Here is a 17765-nt window from a genome sequence, read left to right as displayed (position 1 = left end):
GCCGGGCGCCCGGCCCGCTCGGGCTCTTCGGCGGGCGCACAGGAGATATCCTCGGCTTCTGGCATCGAAGTTCATATCTTGGTCGCCCGTCGGAGCGCGGCCTGCGGCACTTGGCGGAAGGATGGCCGAGCGCATGAGGGAAGCCGAAGTCGGGCCCGCACCGACGATCCTGCCGGACGAACTCCTCGACGAGTTGGAACGCACCGGCCCCGACGTGCTCCGACACGCGATCCGGCGGGTCCGGGCCGAGGCCGCGGCCGGGGCCCTGGCCGTCGCCCGGTTCAACAACCAGAACGGCGGGGTGCCCACGGTCGCGCACACGGCGGGCCGGGGCGACCCGACCGCCGGGCCCGACGAGCACCGGCGGTGAGGGCCGACGGCCCGCAGGACGCGCCGGTGCCGTTCCAGGAGTTCGTGCTGAAGGTGCACAGCCGGTGCAACCTGGCCTGCGACTACTGCTACGTCTACGAGATGGCCGACCAGAGCTGGGCCCGCCGGCCCCGGGTGATGAGCACCGCGGTGGTGCGGCGCACCGGGGAGCGGATCGCCGAGCATCTGCGCGGGCACGGGCTCACCGCGGCCAGCGTGGTGCTGCACGGCGGGGAGCCGCTGCTGGCCGGGGCGCACCGGTTGGAGCAGCTGGTGACGGAGCTGCGCCGGCTGGCCGGGCCACGGATCACGCTCTCCTTCGTGGTGCAGACCAACGGCACCCTGCTGGACCGGCGGATGCTGGAGCTGTTCCGGCGGCACGACGTCCGCGTCGGGGTGAGCCTCGACGGCGACCGGGCCGCGACGGACCGGCACCGCCGCCGGCCGGACGGCGGCAGCAGCCACCCGGCGACGGTCCGGGCCCTGGAGCTGCTGACGGGGCCGCGTTACCGGCCGCTCTTCGCCGGTCTGCTGGCCACCGTGGACCTGGCCACCGACCCGGTACGCGCCTACGAGTCGCTGCTGGAGTTCGCCCCGCCGACGGTCGACTTCCTGCTGCCCCACGGCACCTGGTCGACCCCGCCGCCGGGCCGACCCGCCGATCCGGCCCGCACGCCGTACGCCGACTGGCTGATCGCGGTCTTCGAGCGCTGGTATGCCGCGCCGCGCCGGGAGACCGGGGTGCGGATGCTGGAGGAGATCCTGGTGCTGCTGCTGGGCGGGGCGAGCCGGATCGAGTCCGTGGGGCTCTCCCCGGCGGCGTACGTGGTGGTGGAGACCGACGGCGAGATCGAGCTGGTCGACACGCTCAAGGCGGCCTATCCGGGCGCTGCCGCGACCGGGCTGACCGTGCACGCCGACCGGTTCGACGCGGCCCTGGCGCACCCGGCGGTGCGGGCGGGCCAGCGCGGCGCGGCCAGGCTGCCCACGGCGTGCCGGGTCTGCCCCGCGCAGCGGGTCTGCGGCGGCGGCCTGTACCCGCACCGGTTCCGCGCCGGGCGGGGCTTCGACAACCCGTCGGTCTACTGCCCGGACCTCTACCGGCTGATCGACCACCTGGCCCGGCGGGTCGCGGGCGCGGCCGCGCCGGGTGCCGCCCGTCGTCCGGCCCGGCCCGGCGGGCCCCGGGCGACGCCCGACCGGCCCGCTGTCGGGTTCCCGATAGGACGGACGGGCGCTGCGGTGGGGACGACGGAAACTATCCTCGGAGCTCCGGACCGCGCCAACCGGGCCGCGGTGCACCCGACGGCCGGCACGGGGGAGGCTCGATGACCGCTCAGCGCAGCGCCGCCGAAGGCCGGCGACGGATCGTCGTGGCGCACGTCGGCACGGACCGCCTGTGGGCGGAGTGGCTCGGCGAGCAGTTCGAACGCGGCGGGGCCGACGCCGTCGCGCGGCGGATCGAGCCCCGGGCCACCGACGATCCCGCCGCGCTGCTGCGCGACGCCGCGGGCGACGACGCCGGCCTGCTGCTGGTGCTCAGCGACGCGCTGCTGCGCGGGGGCGCCGGGCCGGCGCCCGGGTGGGCGGAGGCGGTGACCGCGCTGCGGGCGGAGCGGGGCGACGCGTTCCGCCCGGTCTCGGTCGGCTCCCGCCGGCCGGCGTTCCTCACCCCGGCGCAGTGCCCGGTGCTCGGCACGATGGACGAGGCCGACGCCCGGGGCGAGGTCCTCGCCCTGTTCGGGCTGGCCGCCCCGGAGCAGCAGCGGCCCTCCGGCACGCCCTGGCCGCCCGACCAGCCCCGGCACTGGAGCCAGCCCTTCCCGTCCCGCAACCCGCACTTCACGGGGCGGGAGGAGCCCCTGACGGAGCTGCGGGACCGGCTCACCGAGGGGGTGACGTCGATGGTGCCGACCGCCGTGCTGGGCACGGCCGGGGTCGGCAAGACCCAGCTCGTGATCGAGTACGCCTACCGCTTCGCCGCCTGCTACGACCTGATCTGGTATGTGCGCAGCGAGCAGCTCGCCACCGTGCGGGCCGACCTCGCCGGGCTGGCCGCCTCGCTGGGCCTGCGGATCAGCGACGACCTCGGGGTGACCGCCGACACCGTGCTGGACGCGTTGCGCCGCGGCGAGCCGGTACGCGACTGGCTGCTGATCTTCGACAACGCGCCGACCCCGCAGGAGCTGACCCGGCTGCTGCCCACCGGCCGCGCGCCCCGGGGGCGGTGCCACGTGCTGGTGACCTCGCGGGACGAGGGCTGGCGGTCCAGCGCCGACGTGCTGGAGCTGGACGTCTACCGGCGGGCCGAGAGCGTCGAGTTCCTGCGCCGGCGCGCGCCCCGGCTGACCGAGCCGGACGCGGTCGAGCTGGCCGACCGCTTCGGGGACCTGCCGCTCGCCCTGGACGCCACCGCCGGCTACCTGTCGACCTCGCACCTGCCCGTGCGCGACTACCTCGCTGAGAGCGAGCAGCGGATGACGGCGCTGCTGAGCCAGGCCCGGGTCGCGGCGTACGAGCGGCAGGTGGTGATGGCCTGGGTGCTGCCGATGAACCGGCTGCGGGAGCGCCGCCGGTCGGCCGCCCAGCTGCTGCGGCTGTGCGCGTTCCTCGGCCCGGAGCCGGTGCCGCTGACCCTGCTGCTGGGCCCGCCGGGCGGCAGCCGGCCGGCCGTCGAGCTGCCCGCTCCGCTCGACGAGGAGATCGGGGACGTGATGTCCCGGGGCGACATCTTCCGGGAGATCAGCGCCTGCGGGCTGGCCCGCATCGGCGAGCGCGACGGCCGGGAGACGGTGCAGCTGCACCGGGTCTTCCAGCAGTTCCTCCGCGAGCAGCTCACCGAGGCCGAGCGCCGGATGTACGCCCGGGCGGCCCGCCGGCTGCTCGCCGCCGCCGATCCGGGCGAGCCGGACCAGATCGCCCACCGCCCCCGGTACGCCGACCTGCTGGTGCACGCCGAGGCCGCCGACGTGGCCGCCGCCGCGGACGACCCGGCCGTACGCGTCCTGGTGATCAACCTGTGCCGCTACCTCTTCTCCCGGGGCGAGTACACCGCCTGCCAGCGCCTGGGCAGCCGGGCGCGGGCGGCCTGGGTGGAGGTGATCGAGCGCAGCCACCCCGACGTGGTGGCGCTGAGCGTCACGCTGGCCAACGCGCTGCGCAGCCGGGGCGAATACCGGGCCGCCCGGGCGCTGGACGAGGCGAACCTGACCCGCGCCCGCGCGGAGCTCGGCGAGGGGCACCCGGAGACGCTCGGCGCGGCGAACGGCCTGGCGGCGAGCCTGCGCCGGCTCGGCGACTGGCGGAGCGCGTACGACCTGGATCGGCAGGCCCACGGGCAGGCGCTGCGCGCCCTCGGCCCGGACCACCCGCGGGCGCTGCTCACCGCGCACAACCTCGCGGTGTCGCACCGGATGATGGGCGAGTTCCCCCAGGCCCTGGAGCTGGACCAGGAGGCGCTGCGCCGCTACCGGATCCGGTTCGGCGGCGAGGAGAACCGGTCGACCCTGTTCTCCGCCAACAACGTCGCGCGGGACCTGCGCGAGTGCGGCGAGTACGCGCGGGCGTGGGAGCTGCAGGAGGGGGTCTACCAGCGGTACGGCGTGTTCTTCGGCCCCGACCACCCGGACTCGCTGCGGGCGATGAAGAACCTCGCGGTCACCCGACGTAAGGCGGGGCAATACCTCGACGCGTACCGGCTGGCCAGCAGCTGCCTGGCGCGGCACCGGCACCGGTTCGGGCCGGACTACGCCGAGACGCTGGCGGCGGCCACGAACCTCGCCAACGACCTGCGCTGCCTGGGCGAGGTGCCGGGGGCGCGGGCCCGCGCCGAGGAGGCCGTGCACCGGCTGCGCGCCACCGCCGGGGACGAGCACCCGTACACCCTGTGCGCGGCGGTGGACCTGGCGATCTGCCTGCGGCTGGCCGGGGAGCCCGAGGAGGCCCGCCGGCTCGACGAGCGCACCCGGGCGGGGCTGGCGGAGGTGCTCGCCCCGGACCACCCGTACACCCTGGCCTGCGCCACCAACCTGGCCAGCGACCTGCGGGCGCTGGGCGAGGTGGGCGCGGCGCGGCGACTCGGCGAGGAGCTGCTGGAGCGCCTGCGCCGGGTGCGCGGCGCGACGCACCCGTACACCCTGGCCTGCGCGTCCAACCTGGCCGACGACCGGCGGGCCGACGACGACCACGAGGGGGCCCGCGAGCTGCTGCGGGAGACCATGGCGGGCTACGAGCGGACGCTGGGGGTCGGCCACCCCGAGGCGGAGGCGGCGGCGGCCCGCACGCGGCTGGACTGCGACGTGGAGCCGCCGCCGACCTGAGCCGGGCGCGCCGGTCCGGCCCGGCAGGTCAGCCCTCGCGGCCGGTCAGCCCTCGCGGCCGGTCAGCTCGCCGGCCCGGTCGGCGGGGTCGGGCGGCGGATAGCGCCGGGCCGTCCAGCGGCGCGGCACGCGGGCCGTCCCGGCGGGTTGGCGCTCGCGGGGCCGGCCGGCCGCACGGCGCGGCGGGCGTCGCCCGGACGGTGCCGGGGCCCGGCCGGCGGGTGGCCCGGAGGCCGGCGCCCGCGGCCCGACGACGGCGGGCCCGCCAAGGGCGCTGCCGGGGGCCGGTGGGTCCTCCGAGCGGTCCCGCAGCTGGCTGCGGTAGAGGGTCCGGTCGCCGACGACCAGGCAGGCGATGCCGGTGGCCAGCATGGCCGGGAAGAGCAGGCTCAGGTTGCCGGTGGTCTCGGCCGCCATCACGACCAGCGCGAGCGGCGCGTGGGCGATGGAGCCGAGGCACGCCGCCATCCCGATGATCACGTACGGGGCCGGGGAGCCGGGGGCGAGCCCGAGCGGTTCCAGCAGCCGCCACACCGCCGCCCCGGCGGTCGCGCCGATCACCAGCCCCGGGCCGAAGATGCCGCCGGAGCCGCCGGAGCCGACCGACAGCGAGGTGGACACGATCTTGACGAGCGGGATCGCCAGCAGCACCCACACGGAGGTCGACAGCATCGCCTCGGCGTCGAAGGCGCGCTGGGCGGTGCCGTAGCCGGTGCCCAGGACGCCCGGCACGGCCAGCCCGATCGCCCCGACCACCAGGCCCGCGAGGGTGGGCCGCAGCACGCGGGGCAGCCGCCGCATCCGGGCCGAGGAGAAGAAGCCCGCCGTCGCGTAGAAGGCCCAGGCGTAGAGCCGGCCGAGCAGGCCGGCGAGCAGGCCCAGCAGCGGGACGACCAGCCACTGGGCCGGATGGTCCCACCCCGTGCCGGCGACCGTGCCGAAGATCGGCTCGAAGCCGTGGAACAGGCCGAACACCAGGAAGGACACCGCCGAGGCGAGCAGCGCCGGCACGACCACGCCGGCCGCGACGTCGGCCCGGTAGAGCAGCTCCGCCCCGAGCAGCGCCCCGCCCAGCGGGGACCGGAAGATGGCGCCCACGCCGGCCGCGAGGCCCATCGCCACCGTGATGCGGGCCTGCTCGTAGGTCAGCCGGGACCGCCGGGCCACGACCGACGCCAGGGCGGCGGTGATCTGCGCGGTGGGCCCCTCGCTGCCGCCCGAGCCGCCGGAGCCGATCAGCACCGCGGAGGCGAGCATCTTGACCGCCGGCACCCGGGCCCGCATGCCGGTCGGGTCGTGGTGGGCGGCGTGGATCGCCGCGTCCGTGCCGTGCCCGCTGGTCTCGGGCGCGACCCAGACGACGAGGGCGGTGGCGACGAACGCGCCGGCGGCGACGAGCAGGGGGATGAGCAGCGGGGTCGGGAAACCGCCCGCCCCGGCCGGGCCGCCCTCGCCGGCCAGGCCCGGCACCTCGTGCCCGCCGATGCCGCGCAGCAGCAGCTCGTTGCCGAGGTGCAGCAGCTCGGCGAACGCGGCGGCGGCCAGGCCGGAGAGCGCGCCGGTGAGCGTGGCCAGGGGAAGCCACCGGCGCAGGGCCCCCGGCCCGCCCCTACCGCTCATCGGCAAAACTCCATCACCAGCGTGCCTCGGAGCACGAGGCGGTGCGTCGCCCGCCTCGTCGAGCAGCTGGCAACCGAACCTGTGCCGGGGTGACCGTCCATCGTCGACCGCCACTCGCGTGCCCGATGATAGCGACCGATCCGTTGCCGCGTGACCCGCTCGACGAGTCGGCATCCCGACCGGACCAACGCGCGCCGCCGCGCCCGGGTGACGCCGGCCCGCCGGCCCGGGACGCGCCGAGGGGCGGCCGGCGGGTGCCGGCCGCCCCTCGGCGGAAGCGGTGGGTCAGTAGGCGCGGGCCAGGATCGCGACCAGGTCCGGCTCGTCCTCCGAGTCCGGCACGGAGCCGTCGGCGCGCAGCAGGCAGCGCACCGTCACGCCCTGGCCGTTCGCCTCGGCCTCGCCGGCCACGCCGACCGCCGACCACGGCACGCGGGCCCAGCCGGTGGCGGCCGCCTCGATCGCCTCGGCGAGCGTGGCCACCTCCACGGTGCGGGACTGGCGGTGGGCCAGCGCCTGGTCGTGGAGGGCGCGCTGGTCGGCCTCCAGGGCGGCCAGGACCGCGCCGACCACGTCGGCGACCGGGGTCGGGGACTTCGAGCCGTCCGTGCGCCGGACCACGACCGCGTTGCCGGCGGCCAGGTCGCGGGGGCCGACCTCGACGCGTACCGGATAGCCGCGCAGCTCGGCGTCGACGGCCCGGCGGCCGAACGCGGTGTCGGTGCGGTCGTCGAGCGCGACCCGGACCCCGGCGTCGCGCAGGCCGTCGCGCAGCTTGGCCGCCGCCTCGCCGACGCCCTCGCCGTCCTTGACGATCATCACGTACGCCTGCACGGGCGCCAGCTTCGGCGGGACCCGCAGGCCGTTGTCGTCGCCGTGGGCCATGATCAGGCCGCCGAGCATCCGGGTGGAGGTGCCCCAGGACGTCGTCCACGCGTGCTCCCGGCCGCCCTCGGCCGAGGAGTAGCTGATGTCGAACGCCTTGGCGAAGTTCTGCCCCAGCTCGTGGCTCGTGCCGAGCTGGAGGGCCTTGCCGTCGCCCATCATGCCCTCGCACGTGTACGTGGCGGTGGCCCCGGCGAAGCGCTCCCGAGCGGTCTTGAGGCCCACCACGACCGGGATGCCGAGCACGTTGACCATCAGGTCCTCGTACGCCTCGTGCAGGATCTTGCGGGCGTACGCGCGGGCGTCTTCCCGGGTGGCGTGGGCGGTGTGCCCCTCCTGCCAGAGGAACTCGCTGGTGCGCAGGAACACGCGGGGGCGCAGCTCCCAGCGGACCACGTTCGCCCACTGGTTGAGCAGCAGCGGCAGGTCCCGGTAGGAGTCGATCCACTTGGCCATGAACTCGCCGATCACCGTCTCGCTGGTGGGGCGCACCACCACCGGCTCGGCGAGCTGCTTGCCGCCGCCGTGGGTGACGACCGCCAGCTCCGGCGAGAAGCCCTCGACGTGCTCGGCCTCGCGCTTGAGGTAGCTCTCCGGGATGAACAGCGGGAAGTACGCGTTCTCCGCGCCGGCCGCCTTGATCCGGGCGTCCATCTCGGCCTGCATCCGCTCCCAGATGGCGTAGCCGGCCGGTCGGATGACCATGGTCCCCCGGACCGGGCCGTTGTCGGCCAGCTTCGCCTTGGCGATCAGGTCCTGGTACCAGCGGGGAAAGTCCTCCGCCCGGGGAGTGAGCACGCGTGCCATGACCGCACATCCTATGCGCCCCGCCCCGCGACGCCGTCATCGGGCGCGCTCCCGCCCCGCGCCGTCCCGCCGGGGCTGGATCGTCACCCCGCACGGCAGGGCTCGTTCGTGGCCCGTGACGCGGCGCAGTCCCACCCACCGGCAGCACCGCCCCCTCGTACGCCCCGGTGTCCACCACCGATCAGTGCCCCTTTGCTCTGCACCCACATACGCAACGGTCTACGCAGCGCAGGACGGCCTCGCGCACCTCCCCTCGCCGCCTTCTGCAGTCAGCCTGTCGGGACAGGGTGTTGCGTCGGTGGGTGCAGAGCAAAGGGGCGCAGGACGTCCTGTGCGGCCAGGAGGGCGTGACGGACGGTAGGGACGGTCGGCCGCGCGGGCCACGACACCACCAAGCCGGCCGTAGACTTCGACCACCATGGGTGAAGTGAGGGACGCCGCCCGGCAGCGGCTGCGGGACAGCATCGTCGACGCCGCCCGGACGCAGACGATCGCCGGGGGCTGGGACGGCGTGCGGATGGGTGGGGTCGCCGCGGCGGCCGGGGTGAGCCGGCAGACGGTCTACAACGAGTTCGGCACCAAGGCGGGGCTGGCCGAGGCGCTGGCCCGGCGCGAGGTGGACCGGTTCGTCACCGACGTGCGGGCCCGCCTCGACGAGCACGGCGACGACCTGCGGGCGGCGGCGTACGCGGCGATCGCGCACACCCTCGCGGCGGCGGCCGACAACCCGCTGATCAAGGCGATCCTGACCAGCGCCCGGGGCGGGTCGGACGAGCTGCTGCCCTACCTGACGACGCGCGCCGAGCTGGTGCTCACCGAGTCGACCGCCGTGCTGCTGGAGTGGGCCGCCGGCCACCTGCCCGTCGCCGACCCGGCCACGCTGGCGTTCGCCGCCGACACCGTCGTCCGGCTGGTGGTCAGCCACATCGTGCTGCCCCGCTCCCCCGTCGAGCAGACCGCCGACGCCCTCGCCACGCTGGCCACCCGCCTCTTCGCCACGCTCCCCTGACCCGCCGCCGCCCTTACACAGCGCCCCGGCCCCGCCCGGCGACGGGCTGGCGCGCATCGACGGTCGGCGCGTAAGGCGGTCAGCGCAGCACCCGGCCGCGCAGGACGATGCGGCTCGGGGTGCGCACCACGCTCAGGTCACGGCGGGGGTCGGTCGGATAGACCGTGAGGTCGGCGAGGCCGCCCTCGACCAGGCCGGGAAAGCCGAGCCACTCCCGGGCCCGCCAGGAGGCGGCGGCGAGGACGTCCACCGCCGGCATGCCGGCCTCGGAGTGCAGCAGCAGCATCTCCTCGGCGGCCAGCCCGTGGTCGATGCCGCCGCCCGCGTCCGTGCCGACGTAGATGGGCACCCCCGCCTCGTACGCCGACCGGACCACCTCGGGGAAGCGGTCGCGCAGGGCGAGCATGTGGTCGGCGTACCCGGGGAACTTCGCGCGGGCCTGCTCGGCGATCCCGCCGAAGGTCCGGATGTTGATCATCGTGGGGACCAGGGCGGTGCCCTGCCGGGCCATCAGGTCGATCAGGTCGAGGCTCAGCCCGGTGCCGTGCTCGACGGAGTCCACCCCGGCCCGCACCATGATCTCGACGCCCGCCTCGGAGAACGTGTGCACCGCCGCCCGGGCCCCGGCGGCGTGCGCGGCGGCGACGGCGGCGGTCATCGTGTCGGCGTCCCAGGCCGGCGCGAGGTCGCCGGTGCCCCGGTCGATCCAGTCGCCGACCAGCTTGACCCAGCCGTTGCCGGCGGCGGCCTGCGCGGCGACGGTGGCGGCCACCTGCGGCGCGTCGACCTCGACCCCGATGTCGCGCAGGTAGCGGCGCGGCGGGGCGACGTGCCGGCCCGCGCGGGCCAGTCGCGGCAGCCCCGGGTCGTCGTCGAGCTCGGGGTACGGGTACGGCGAGCCCGCGTCCCGGATGGCGAGGACCCCGGCGTCGACGTCGACGTGGGCCGCCGCGCGGGCCTGGTCGAGGGAGGTGATCGGGGCGCCGCCCCGGGCGATGCCGAGGTGACAGTGGGCGTCGGTCAGCCCGGGGAGCACGAAACCGCCGTCGACGACCGTCTCCGCGCCGGGCACCGGGTCGAAGGTGACCCGGTCGCCGACCAGCCACAGGTCCCGGACCTCGTCGTCGGGCAGGAGCACACCGCGCACATGCAGAGCCATGCGCACAGTCCTACCCGATCACTTCTTCGTCCGCGCGAGGACCTCCTGCCGGCGCTGCGACCACGCCGGAAGGTCGAGCGTCACCTTCCAGGGCCGGTCGATGGTGACCAGTCCGTCGGTTTCCACACTGGGCTCGTAGCCGCCCTTGGGACTCAGGAGCAGCTCGGTAAAGGTGATCTTCTCGCGCAGCGGATCGATGACCCAGTAGGCCCCCACTCCGGCATTGGCATAGAGGCGGACCTTCTCGTGCCGGTCGCGGATGGTGGAGTCGGGAGAGATGACCTCGACGGCGAGCAGGGCGTCCTGGACCGGCACTGGCGAACGATTGGCCTTCTCGACCCGGATGACCACCACGTCCGGTCGTGGTTCGTTGCGACGGTCGATCGACAGGGACTGGTCCATGCTGACGAAGAAGTCGTCCGGGCAGTGCAGTTCGAGGGCGAACATCACCCGAGCACAGACAAACTGGTGCAACGGCGTCGGCGACGGCACGATCAACCTTCCGTTGATCAGTTCGTACGGAAGGTCCTTCGGCAGGTCGCCGAGGTCGTCGACCGTCCACTCGTGCCGTTCGGGCAGGATGGGCGCTGCGGTCATGACATCTCCTCCCAGGGGGCGACGACCACCCTAAGCGCCGAGGCCGTCGCCCACCGTCACCGACACGCGTCAGCGGGGCCGGTTGTCGCCCTTGCCGAGCTTGTTGAAGTCGATCTTCGGAAGCTTGAAGCCCGGGGGCAGTCCCTGGCCGCCGGCCAGGTCGCCCGGGTCCAGGCCCGGCGGGAGCTGCGGCATGCCGCCCGGGAACCCGCCCGGCATCCCCCCACCCGCAGCGCCCCGCGCGCCGGCACCACTCTGCGCGCCTCCACGCGAACGCTGTCCGCCCTTCGAGTTTCGTCGCTTGTTCTTCGGCGACTTGGTCGCCTTGCGCCGGCCGCCGCCGGGCAGGCCCATCATGCCGCCCATCTGCTTCATCATCTTCTGCGCGTCGGCGAAGCGGTTGAGCAGCTGGTTGACGTCCATCACGGTGACGCCCGAACCGTTGGCGATGCGGGCCCGGCGCGAGCCGTTGATGATCTTCGGGTTGGTGCGCTCCGCCGGGGTCATCGACCGGATGATCGCGGTGACCCGGTCGAAGTGCTTGTCATCCAGCTCGGCGAGCTGGTCCTTCATCTGCCCCATGCCGGGCATCATGGCCAGCACGTTGGCGATCGGGCCCATCCGGCGCACCGCGATGAGCTGGTCGAGGAAGTCCTCCAGCGTGAACTGCTCGCCGCCCATCAGCTTGGCGGTCATCTTCTCCTTCTGATCGGAGTCGAAGGCCGCCTCGGCCTGCTCGATCAGAGTGAGGACGTCGCCCATGCCGAGGATCCGGCTGGCCATCCGGTCGGGGTGGAAGACGTCGAAGTCCTCCAGCTTCTCGCCGGTGGAGGCGAACAGGATCGGCTGCCCGGTCACCTCGCGCACCGACAGCGCGGCGCCGCCCCGGGCGTCGCCGTCGAGCTTCGACAGCACCACGCCGGTGATGCCGACGCCGTCGCGGAACGCCTCGGCGGTGCGGACGGCGTCCTGACCGACCATCGCGTCGATGACGAAGATGACCTCGTCGGGGTCGACCGCGTCACGGATGTCGGCGGCCTGCCGCATCATCTCGGCGTCGATGCCGAGCCGGCCTGCGGTGTCGACGATGACGATGTCCCGGGCGGCCCGCTTCGCGTGCTCGATCGAGGCGCGGGCCACCTGCACGGGGTCGCCGGTGCCGTTGCCGGGCTCCGGGGCGTACACCTCGACGCCGGCCCGGCCGCCGAGCACCTGGAGCTGCCCGACGGCGTTGGGGCGCTGGAGGTCGGCGGCGACCAGCAGCGGCTGGTGGCCCTGCGCCTTGAGCCAGCGGGCCAGCTTGCCGGCCAGGGTGGTCTTGCCGGAGCCCTGGAGGCCGGCGAGCATGATCACCGTCGGCGGCTGCTTGGCGAACTGGAGCCGCCGCCCCTCGCCGCCGAGGACGTTGATCAGCTCCTCGTTGACGATCTTGACGATCTGCTGGGCCGGGTTGAGCGCCTGGGAGACCTCCGAGCCGCGCGCCCGCTCCTTGACGTTCGCGATGAAGCCCTTGACCACCGGCAGGGCGACGTCGGCCTCCAGCAGCGCCAGGCGGATCTCGCGCGCCGTGGCGTCGATGTCGGCGTCCGTGAGCCGGCCCTTGCCGCGGAGCTTGGTGAAGATCCCGGAGAGGCGGTCACTCAAGGTGTCAAACACGCGAACATCCCGTTTGTCAGTGTTTCGGCGGGCACAACGCGACCGGGCGCAGGTGTCCGGCCATGGCTAGGGTAGCCCGCCGGCCGCACCCGCGCTCCGGCCCGCCCGGCACCCGTGCTCTCAGCGGCGGTGGTTAACAGGGGGCCCTTCCTCTACCGAAAGCGTTAACAGGGGCCCCTCCTTACACGGCGGCCAGGACCGCGGCCTCCAGGCGGGCCCGCTCGTCGTCCGGCGGCCAGCCGCCCACCAGGTAGAACGCGTCCACCACGTCCCCGCCGAGGGTGGAGATCCGGGCCGCGCGCACCTGCGCGCCGGCCTCGTCGAGGGCGCAGGTCACCCGGTAGAGCAGGCCGGCCGCGTCGGCGGCGCGCAGCTCCAGCAGCACCGCGTCGGTGGCCGCGTCCCGGTGCCACACGACCCGGGGGGCCGCGCCGGAGCCGCGCGCGGCGAGCGCCCGGCCGCGCAGCCGCTGGGTGACCGAGACGTCCCCGGCGACCGCCCGGCGCAGGTCGCCGCCGAGGGCGATCGGGTCGGGCGGCAGGCCGTAGCGGGGCTGCACCCGGCACTCCACCAGGGCCCGGCCGTCGACGGTGGAGGCGTCGGCGGAGAGCACCTCCAGCCGGTGCAGGGCCAGGCAGCCGGCCACCGTCGCGAGCAGGCCGCGCCGGTCGGCCGCGGCCACCGCCACCCGGTCCCCCGTCAGGTGTACGACCGGCAGCGGCCCGTCGAGCAGCGCCGGGTCGGGGGCGGGCGGGGCGGGCAGCACTCCCGTGTCCAGCGCGGTGCGGACCCGGGCGACGAGTTCGGCGACGAGGCGGCCCTTCCAGTCCGACCAGGCGGCCGGGCCGGTGGCCGCCGCGTCGGCGCGCACCAGGGCGTGCAGCAGGTCCAGGGTGGTGCCGTCGCCGACGGCCTCGGCGACCCGGGCGATGGTCACCGGGTCGGACAGGTCGCGGCGGGTGGCCACGTCGGGCAGGAGCAGGTGCAGCCGGACCAGCGTGCCGATCAGCGCCGCCTCCGGCTCGGGCAGGCCGATCCGGGCCGCCACGGCCTCGGCCAGCGGCGCGCCGACGGTGCTGTGGTCCCCGGCCAGGCCCTTGCCGATGTCGTGCAGGAACGCGCCGAGCAGCAGCAGGTCCGGCCGGTCCACGTCGCGGGTGTGCCGGCTCGCCTCGTACGCGGTCTGCACCAGGTGCCGGTCGAGGGTGTAGCGGTGCACGGGGTTGTGCTGGGGCAGGCTGCGCAGCCGGGTCCACTCGGGCAGCCAGCCGTCGATCAGCCCGTACCGGTCGCAGGTCTCCCAGGCGGGGACGAGGCCGGGCCCCGCGCCGAGCAGGGTGATGAGGGCGGCGCGGGCGTCCGGCGGCCAGGGCGACGGCAGCGGCGGGCAGTAGGCGGCCAGCCACTCGCAGGTGGCGCGGGCGATGGGCAGCCGGGTGGTGGCCGCGGCGGCGGCCATCCGCAGGGACAGGCTCGGGTCGGGGCGCGCGCCGATGGCGGTGCGGGCCAGCACCAGTTCGCCGTCGTGCTCGACGACGTCCCGGGCGACCGGGCGGCGCACCGGGCGGGGGTCGGACCCCCGGCGGCGGGAACGCAGCCGGTCGGCGGCCCGCCAGGCGTCGTCGAGGGCGTGGCTGACGGTGCGGGCGTCCCCGGCGACGCGGCGCAGCAGCACGTCGCCGTCGTGCGGGGCCACGGCCCCGGAGGTGGCGTCGCCCGCCGGCTGGCGCAGGCCCAGCCGGGCGGCGACGCCGTCGCGTTCCTGGGCGACCAGCCGGTCGACGCGGCGGCCGGCCTGCTCGTGCAGGGCGTCGCGGGTGTCGAGCAGGCGCAGGTGGGCGGCCCGGACGGCGGGGCGCAGCGCGTCGGTGATGCCGGCGGTGGCGATGGCGCGCAGGATGCCCACGTCGCGCAGCCCGCCGGCCGCCTCCTTGAGGTCGCCTTCGAGCAGGAAGGCCAGCTCGCCGTGGGCCTGCCAGCGGGCCTCGGTGATCTCCCGCAGGGCGGGCAGCTGGCGGACGGCGGTGCGCCGCCAGTGGTCGGCGGCGGTGCGGGCCAGGGTGTCGGCGAGTTCCCGGTCGCCGGCGACGTAGCGGGCGTCGAGCAGGCCGAGGGCGACCTTCACGTCGTCCTGGGCCACGGACAGGGCCTCGGCCAGGGTCCGCACCGAGTGGTCGAGCCGCAGGCCGGCGTCCCAGATCGGATACCACAGCTGGGGGGCCAGCTCGTCCATGCCGGGCACCCCGGCGTGCACGAGCACCAGGTCGAGGTCGCCGTACGGGGCGCACTGCCGCCGCCCGAGCCCGCCCACGGCGACCAGCGCGATGCCGGGCCGGTCCGGCAGCAGCGGCACCAGCCACCGCTCGAACGCGGCGGCCCGCGCCCTGCGCGCCGCCTCCCCGATCCCCCCGGGTACGCCGACGACCTCGTTGATCAAGAGGTTCGCGTCGCCGTCGCCGTCGCCGGCGTTGCCCGACGCGTTCCCCTTGATCAACGAGGTCATCTGGTCGGGCCGGCCTAGAGGGCGTCCAGGCCGCGTTCGCCGGTGCGGACCCGCACGACGTCCTCGACGCCGGTCACCCACACCTTGCCGTCGCCGATCTTGCCGGTCCGGGCGGCGCCGACGATCGCGTCGACGATCTTCTCGACGTCGATCTCGTCGGTGAGCACCTCGACCCGGATCTTCGGCAGGAACTCGACCGTGTACTCGGCACCCCGGTAGACCTCGGTGTGCCCCTTCTGTCGGCCGTAGCCCTGGACCTCGCTGACGGTCAGCCCGGCCACGCCGAGGGCGTGCAGGGCCTCCTTCACCGCGTCCAGCTGGTACGGCTTGATGACCGCGGTCACCAGCTTCATGTCCAACCCCTCCATCCCAGGAACGTTAACCGGCGACCTTCTCGCTGACCGGCTCGGACTCGTCCGAGGCCGGCTTGGTGCCGGCGGCGCCCGCCGGCGTCCCGATCCCGGCGAGCGCGAACGCGCTGCCGCCGCCGCTGCCACCGGCCACGGAGAGGTCGTAACCGCTCTCGGCATGCTCGGCGAGGTCGATGCCCTCGACCTCGGCCTCGGGCTTGAGGCGGAAGCCGATCGTCTTCTCGATCGCGAAGGCGAGCAGCCAGGCGATCCCGAAGGACCAGACCGTCACGATCAGGCCGGCGATGGCCTGGCGGCCGAGCTGGGTGACCCCGCCGCCGTAGAACAGGCCGTCGGAGGCGCCGACCACGTCGGTGATCGCGGAGTTGACCGAGTTGGTGGCGAACAGGCCGAGCCAGAGCGAGCCGATCCAGCCACCGACGAAGTGCACGCCGACCACGTCGAGGGAGTCGTCGTAGCCGAGCTTGTACTTCAGGGCGATGGCGAGCGCGCAGACCGCACCGGCGACGATGCCGAGCAGGACCGCGGCCCAGGGGGCGATGAAGCCACAGGCCGGGGTGATGGCGACCAGACCGGCGACCGCGCCGGAGGACGCACCGACCATGGTCGGCTTCTTGTCCTTGATCCACTCCACCGCGAGCCAGCCGAGCACCGCCGCGGCGGTGGCGAGCTGGGTGTTGATGAAGGCGAGGCCGGCGACCGAGTCGACGGTCAGCTCCGAGCCGGCGTTGAACCCGAACCAGCCGAACCAGAGCAGGCCCGCGCCGAGCGCGACCAGCGGGATGTTGTGCGGCTTCATGCCCTCGCGGGGCCAGCCGAGCCGCTTGCCGAGCACCAGCGCCACGGCCAGGGCCGCCGCGCCGGCGTTGATGTGCACGGCGGTGCCACCGGCGAAGTCCAGCGCGTGGATGTCACCGCCGATGATGCCGCCGCCCCACACCCAGTGGGCGACCGGGAAGTAGACCAGCGTGGCCCACCCGAAGGCGAACAGCAGCCAGCCGCCGAACTTGGCCCGGTCGGAGATCGCGCCGCTGATCAGCGCGACGGTGATCACCGCGAAGACCATCTGGAACGCCATGAACACGTAGAGCGGGACCCCGATGCCGCTGGGGTTCTCCGCCGTGGCGCCCCACAGGTCGGTCTCGGCCAGGAAGGTCTTGGTGCCGAGGTACGCCCCCGGGTCGCCCCAGAAGCCGTTCACGTCGGTCCCGAAGGCGACGCTGAAACCGTAGAACCACCACAGAACAGAGATGAGCCCAATGGCGGAGAAGCTCATCATCATCATGTTGAGCACGCCCTTGGCCCGGTTGAGCCCGCCGTAGAACAGCGCCAGTCCGGGCGTCATGAGCAGCACAAGCGCGGTCGAAACCAGCAGCCAAACGGTGTTGCCGCCGTCGATCGTCGGTGCTTCAGGCACGCTGGCCTCCTAAAGGTGAAGTTCCCTCCTTCGCGGCTTCCGGGGCAGCGTCGCCCGTACGCCGGTTGCGCGGAAGCTTGGTCGCCTCCTGTTTCCTTCAGCGTCACCACGCGATTTCCGGCCCGTGACGCTGTGTTTCGGACGTGTGAAGAAAACCTCACGACCGCCGGACGGGGCGGGGCTCAGCGCAGCGCGTACTCCAACGCGTGCCGTTCGTAGTCCAACAGGCGCAGATCGCGCATCGGGCGGCGGAGGTGACCCTTGTGCACGATCCGGACGAACGCCGGCTCACCCGCGGCGGCCATCCGGCGGATCCCCTCGACGTGGTCCACGACGCGCTTGCGGATCGTGCGCACCAGCCGGTGCCGGTCGCGCGGGATCAGCCCGTACGCGTCGGCGAACAGCCGCAGCCGGCGCGGCCGGTCCGGGTGCCGCCAGCCGAGGGTGATCGAGTCCCGGTCGGAGAAGATCGGCACCCAGGTCCACGCCGCGTACGCCACGTCGTAGATCCGCGCGCCCGGCGAGGCGAGGTCGAAGTCGATCAGCCCGAGGGTGCCGTCCGGCCGCCAGATCACGTTGTGCGGGGCGGCGTCGTGGTGGCAGATCACCTCGGTGTCCGGCGGCGGCGGGCCGAACGAGCGCCACACCGCCCCGGGCGGCGGGGCGAAACCGTACTGGGCGTCGTGGAACATCCGCAGCATGGTGGCGACCGTCACCAGCGCCTCGTCGGTGACCCAGTGCGGGGCCAGCGGGTATTCCCCGCACTCCCCCTCCAGGTACGACAGGACCTCCCGGTTGCGCTCGTCCATGCCGAGCGCCCGGGGCGCGCCGGTGAACCCGACGTACTCCAGGTGGCGCAGCAGGGCGTGCACGGACGGCGTCCACGGGCCGGCGTTGCGCCGGACGGTGTCGCCGACCCGGACGACGGTGCTGACGTTCCCGCCGTGCAGCGGGATCTCCTGCGAAGTCACGTACGGTCTCCCGAGGCCCGGCGCGGGGTGGCGGTCCTCGCGCCACCCGGCGTAGGCGCGATCGTCACTGGTCACTGCGAGG

At 74.7% G+C, this 17765-nt stretch carries 13 protein-coding genes; 4 read left to right on the top strand and 9 right to left on the bottom strand.

The genetic code is table 11. From position 1 onward, the window contains the following. Nucleotides 1–133: 133 nt before the first annotated feature. The 3 genes from GA0070558_RS01405 to fxsT are packed head-to-tail and all read left to right on the top strand — an operon-like array spanning nucleotide 134 to nucleotide 4688. A complete protein-coding gene (locus GA0070558_RS01405) occupies nucleotides 134–370 on the top strand; it encodes a hypothetical protein (RefSeq protein ID WP_077936630.1) in 237 nt (78 codons plus the stop codon). After that, nucleotides 367–1701 (top strand): FxsB family cyclophane-forming radical SAM/SPASM peptide maturase, encoded by a 1335-nt coding sequence (locus GA0070558_RS01400; protein ID WP_091274600.1) that lies wholly within the window; start codon nucleotides 367–369, stop codon nucleotides 1699–1701. The genes GA0070558_RS01405 and GA0070558_RS01400 overlap by 4 nt, the downstream gene beginning before the upstream one ends. Next, nucleotides 1698–4688: an FxSxx-COOH system tetratricopeptide repeat protein gene (gene fxsT / locus GA0070558_RS01395; protein WP_091274596.1), complete on the top strand. Its 2991-nt coding sequence runs from the start codon at nucleotides 1698–1700 to the stop codon at nucleotides 4686–4688. Before GA0070558_RS01400 ends, fxsT begins: the two co-directional genes overlap by 4 nt. A gap of 45 nt (nucleotides 4689–4733) precedes the next feature. Here the strand turns inward: fxsT and GA0070558_RS01390 are convergent, their stop codons facing one another. Together GA0070558_RS01390 and proS are read right to left on the bottom strand one after the other, a co-directional pair. Next, the gene (locus GA0070558_RS01390) at nucleotides 4734–6308 is read right to left on the bottom strand and encodes a chloride channel protein (RefSeq protein WP_091274593.1); all 1575 of its coding nucleotides are present in this window, start codon (nucleotides 6306–6308) and stop codon (nucleotides 4734–4736) included. Between the two features lie 285 nt (nucleotides 6309–6593). After that, nucleotides 6594–8000, bottom strand: coding sequence for a proline--tRNA ligase (gene proS / locus GA0070558_RS01385; protein ID WP_091274589.1), 1407 nt, complete (start codon nucleotides 7998–8000; stop codon nucleotides 6594–6596). 418 nt (nucleotides 8001–8418) lie between these two features. On the opposite strand from proS, the gene GA0070558_RS01380 reads away from it, so the two are divergent. Beyond that, entirely contained in the window at nucleotides 8419–9009 is a 591-nt protein-coding gene (locus GA0070558_RS01380; protein ID WP_091274586.1) for a TetR/AcrR family transcriptional regulator, read from the top strand. 79 nt (nucleotides 9010–9088) lie between these two features. Here GA0070558_RS01380 and GA0070558_RS01375 read toward each other — a convergent pair whose 3' ends face one another. From GA0070558_RS01375 to GA0070558_RS01345, 7 genes are all read right to left on the bottom strand, one after another. Then, the gene (locus GA0070558_RS01375; protein ID WP_091274583.1) at nucleotides 9089–10168 is read right to left on the bottom strand and encodes an amidohydrolase family protein; all 1080 of its coding nucleotides are present in this window, start codon (nucleotides 10166–10168) and stop codon (nucleotides 9089–9091) included. 18 nt (nucleotides 10169–10186) lie between these two features. Further along, nucleotides 10187–10765 carry a Uma2 family endonuclease gene (locus GA0070558_RS01370; protein WP_077936624.1) on the bottom strand — a complete coding sequence of 193 codons (579 nt, stop codon included), beginning with the start codon at nucleotides 10763–10765 and terminating at the stop codon, nucleotides 10187–10189. 69 nt (nucleotides 10766–10834) lie between these two features. After that, nucleotides 10835–12421, bottom strand: a complete 1587-nt coding sequence (gene ffh, locus GA0070558_RS01365) for a signal recognition particle protein (protein ID WP_091274580.1) — start codon at nucleotides 12419–12421, stop codon at nucleotides 10835–10837. A 181-nt stretch (nucleotides 12422–12602) separates the two neighbouring features. Then, nucleotides 12603–14924 carry a [protein-PII] uridylyltransferase gene (locus GA0070558_RS01360; RefSeq protein WP_091274576.1) on the bottom strand — a complete coding sequence of 774 codons (2322 nt, stop codon included), beginning with the start codon at nucleotides 14922–14924 and terminating at the stop codon, nucleotides 12603–12605. Nucleotides 14925–14938: 14 nt separating this feature from the next. Further along, nucleotides 14939–15277, bottom strand: a complete 339-nt coding sequence (locus GA0070558_RS01355) for a P-II family nitrogen regulator (RefSeq protein WP_176734061.1) — start codon at nucleotides 15275–15277, stop codon at nucleotides 14939–14941. Nucleotides 15278–15302: 25 nt separating this feature from the next. After that, nucleotides 15303–16712: an ammonium transporter gene (locus GA0070558_RS01350; RefSeq protein WP_043962325.1), complete on the bottom strand. Its 1410-nt coding sequence runs from the start codon at nucleotides 16710–16712 to the stop codon at nucleotides 15303–15305. 182 nt (nucleotides 16713–16894) lie between these two features. Beyond that, on the bottom strand, nucleotides 16895–17758 hold the full coding sequence (locus tag GA0070558_RS01345; RefSeq protein ID WP_176734053.1) for a phosphotransferase: 864 nt from the start codon (nucleotides 17756–17758) through the stop codon (nucleotides 16895–16897). Nucleotides 17759–17765 lie beyond the last annotated feature (7 nt).

The organism is Micromonospora haikouensis (assembly GCF_900091595.1).
Lineage (GTDB): Bacteria > Actinomycetota > Actinomycetes > Mycobacteriales > Micromonosporaceae > Micromonospora > Micromonospora haikouensis.
This window is presented reverse-complemented; position numbering and strand designations above follow the sequence as displayed.

Excerpts from the sequence above, each read along its gene's own strand:
- GA0070558_RS01380 (WP_091274586.1), top strand. The coding sequence starts at position 8,419 with ATGGGTGAAGTGAGGGACGCCGCCCGGCAGCGGCTGCGGGACAGCATC.
- GA0070558_RS01355 (WP_176734061.1), bottom strand. The coding sequence starts at position 15,277 with ATGAAGCTGGTGACCGCGGTCATCAAGCCGTACCAGCTGGACGCGGTG.
- proS (WP_091274589.1), bottom strand. The coding sequence starts at position 8,000 with ATGGCACGCGTGCTCACTCCCCGGGCGGAGGACTTTCCCCGCTGGTAC.
- GA0070558_RS01375 (WP_091274583.1), bottom strand. The coding sequence starts at position 10,168 with ATGGCTCTGCATGTGCGCGGTGTGCTCCTGCCCGACGACGAGGTCCGG.
- fxsT (WP_091274596.1), top strand. The coding sequence starts at position 1,698 with ATGACCGCTCAGCGCAGCGCCGCCGAAGGCCGGCGACGGATCGTCGTG.
- GA0070558_RS01360 (WP_091274576.1), bottom strand. The coding sequence starts at position 14,924 with ATGACCTCGTTGATCAAGGGGAACGCGTCGGGCAACGCCGGCGACGGC.
- GA0070558_RS01370 (WP_077936624.1), bottom strand. The coding sequence starts at position 10,765 with ATGACCGCAGCGCCCATCCTGCCCGAACGGCACGAGTGGACGGTCGAC.
- GA0070558_RS01405 (WP_077936630.1), top strand. The coding sequence starts at position 134 with ATGAGGGAAGCCGAAGTCGGGCCCGCACCGACGATCCTGCCGGACGAA.
- GA0070558_RS01390 (WP_091274593.1), bottom strand. The coding sequence starts at position 6,308 with ATGAGCGGTAGGGGCGGGCCGGGGGCCCTGCGCCGGTGGCTTCCCCTG.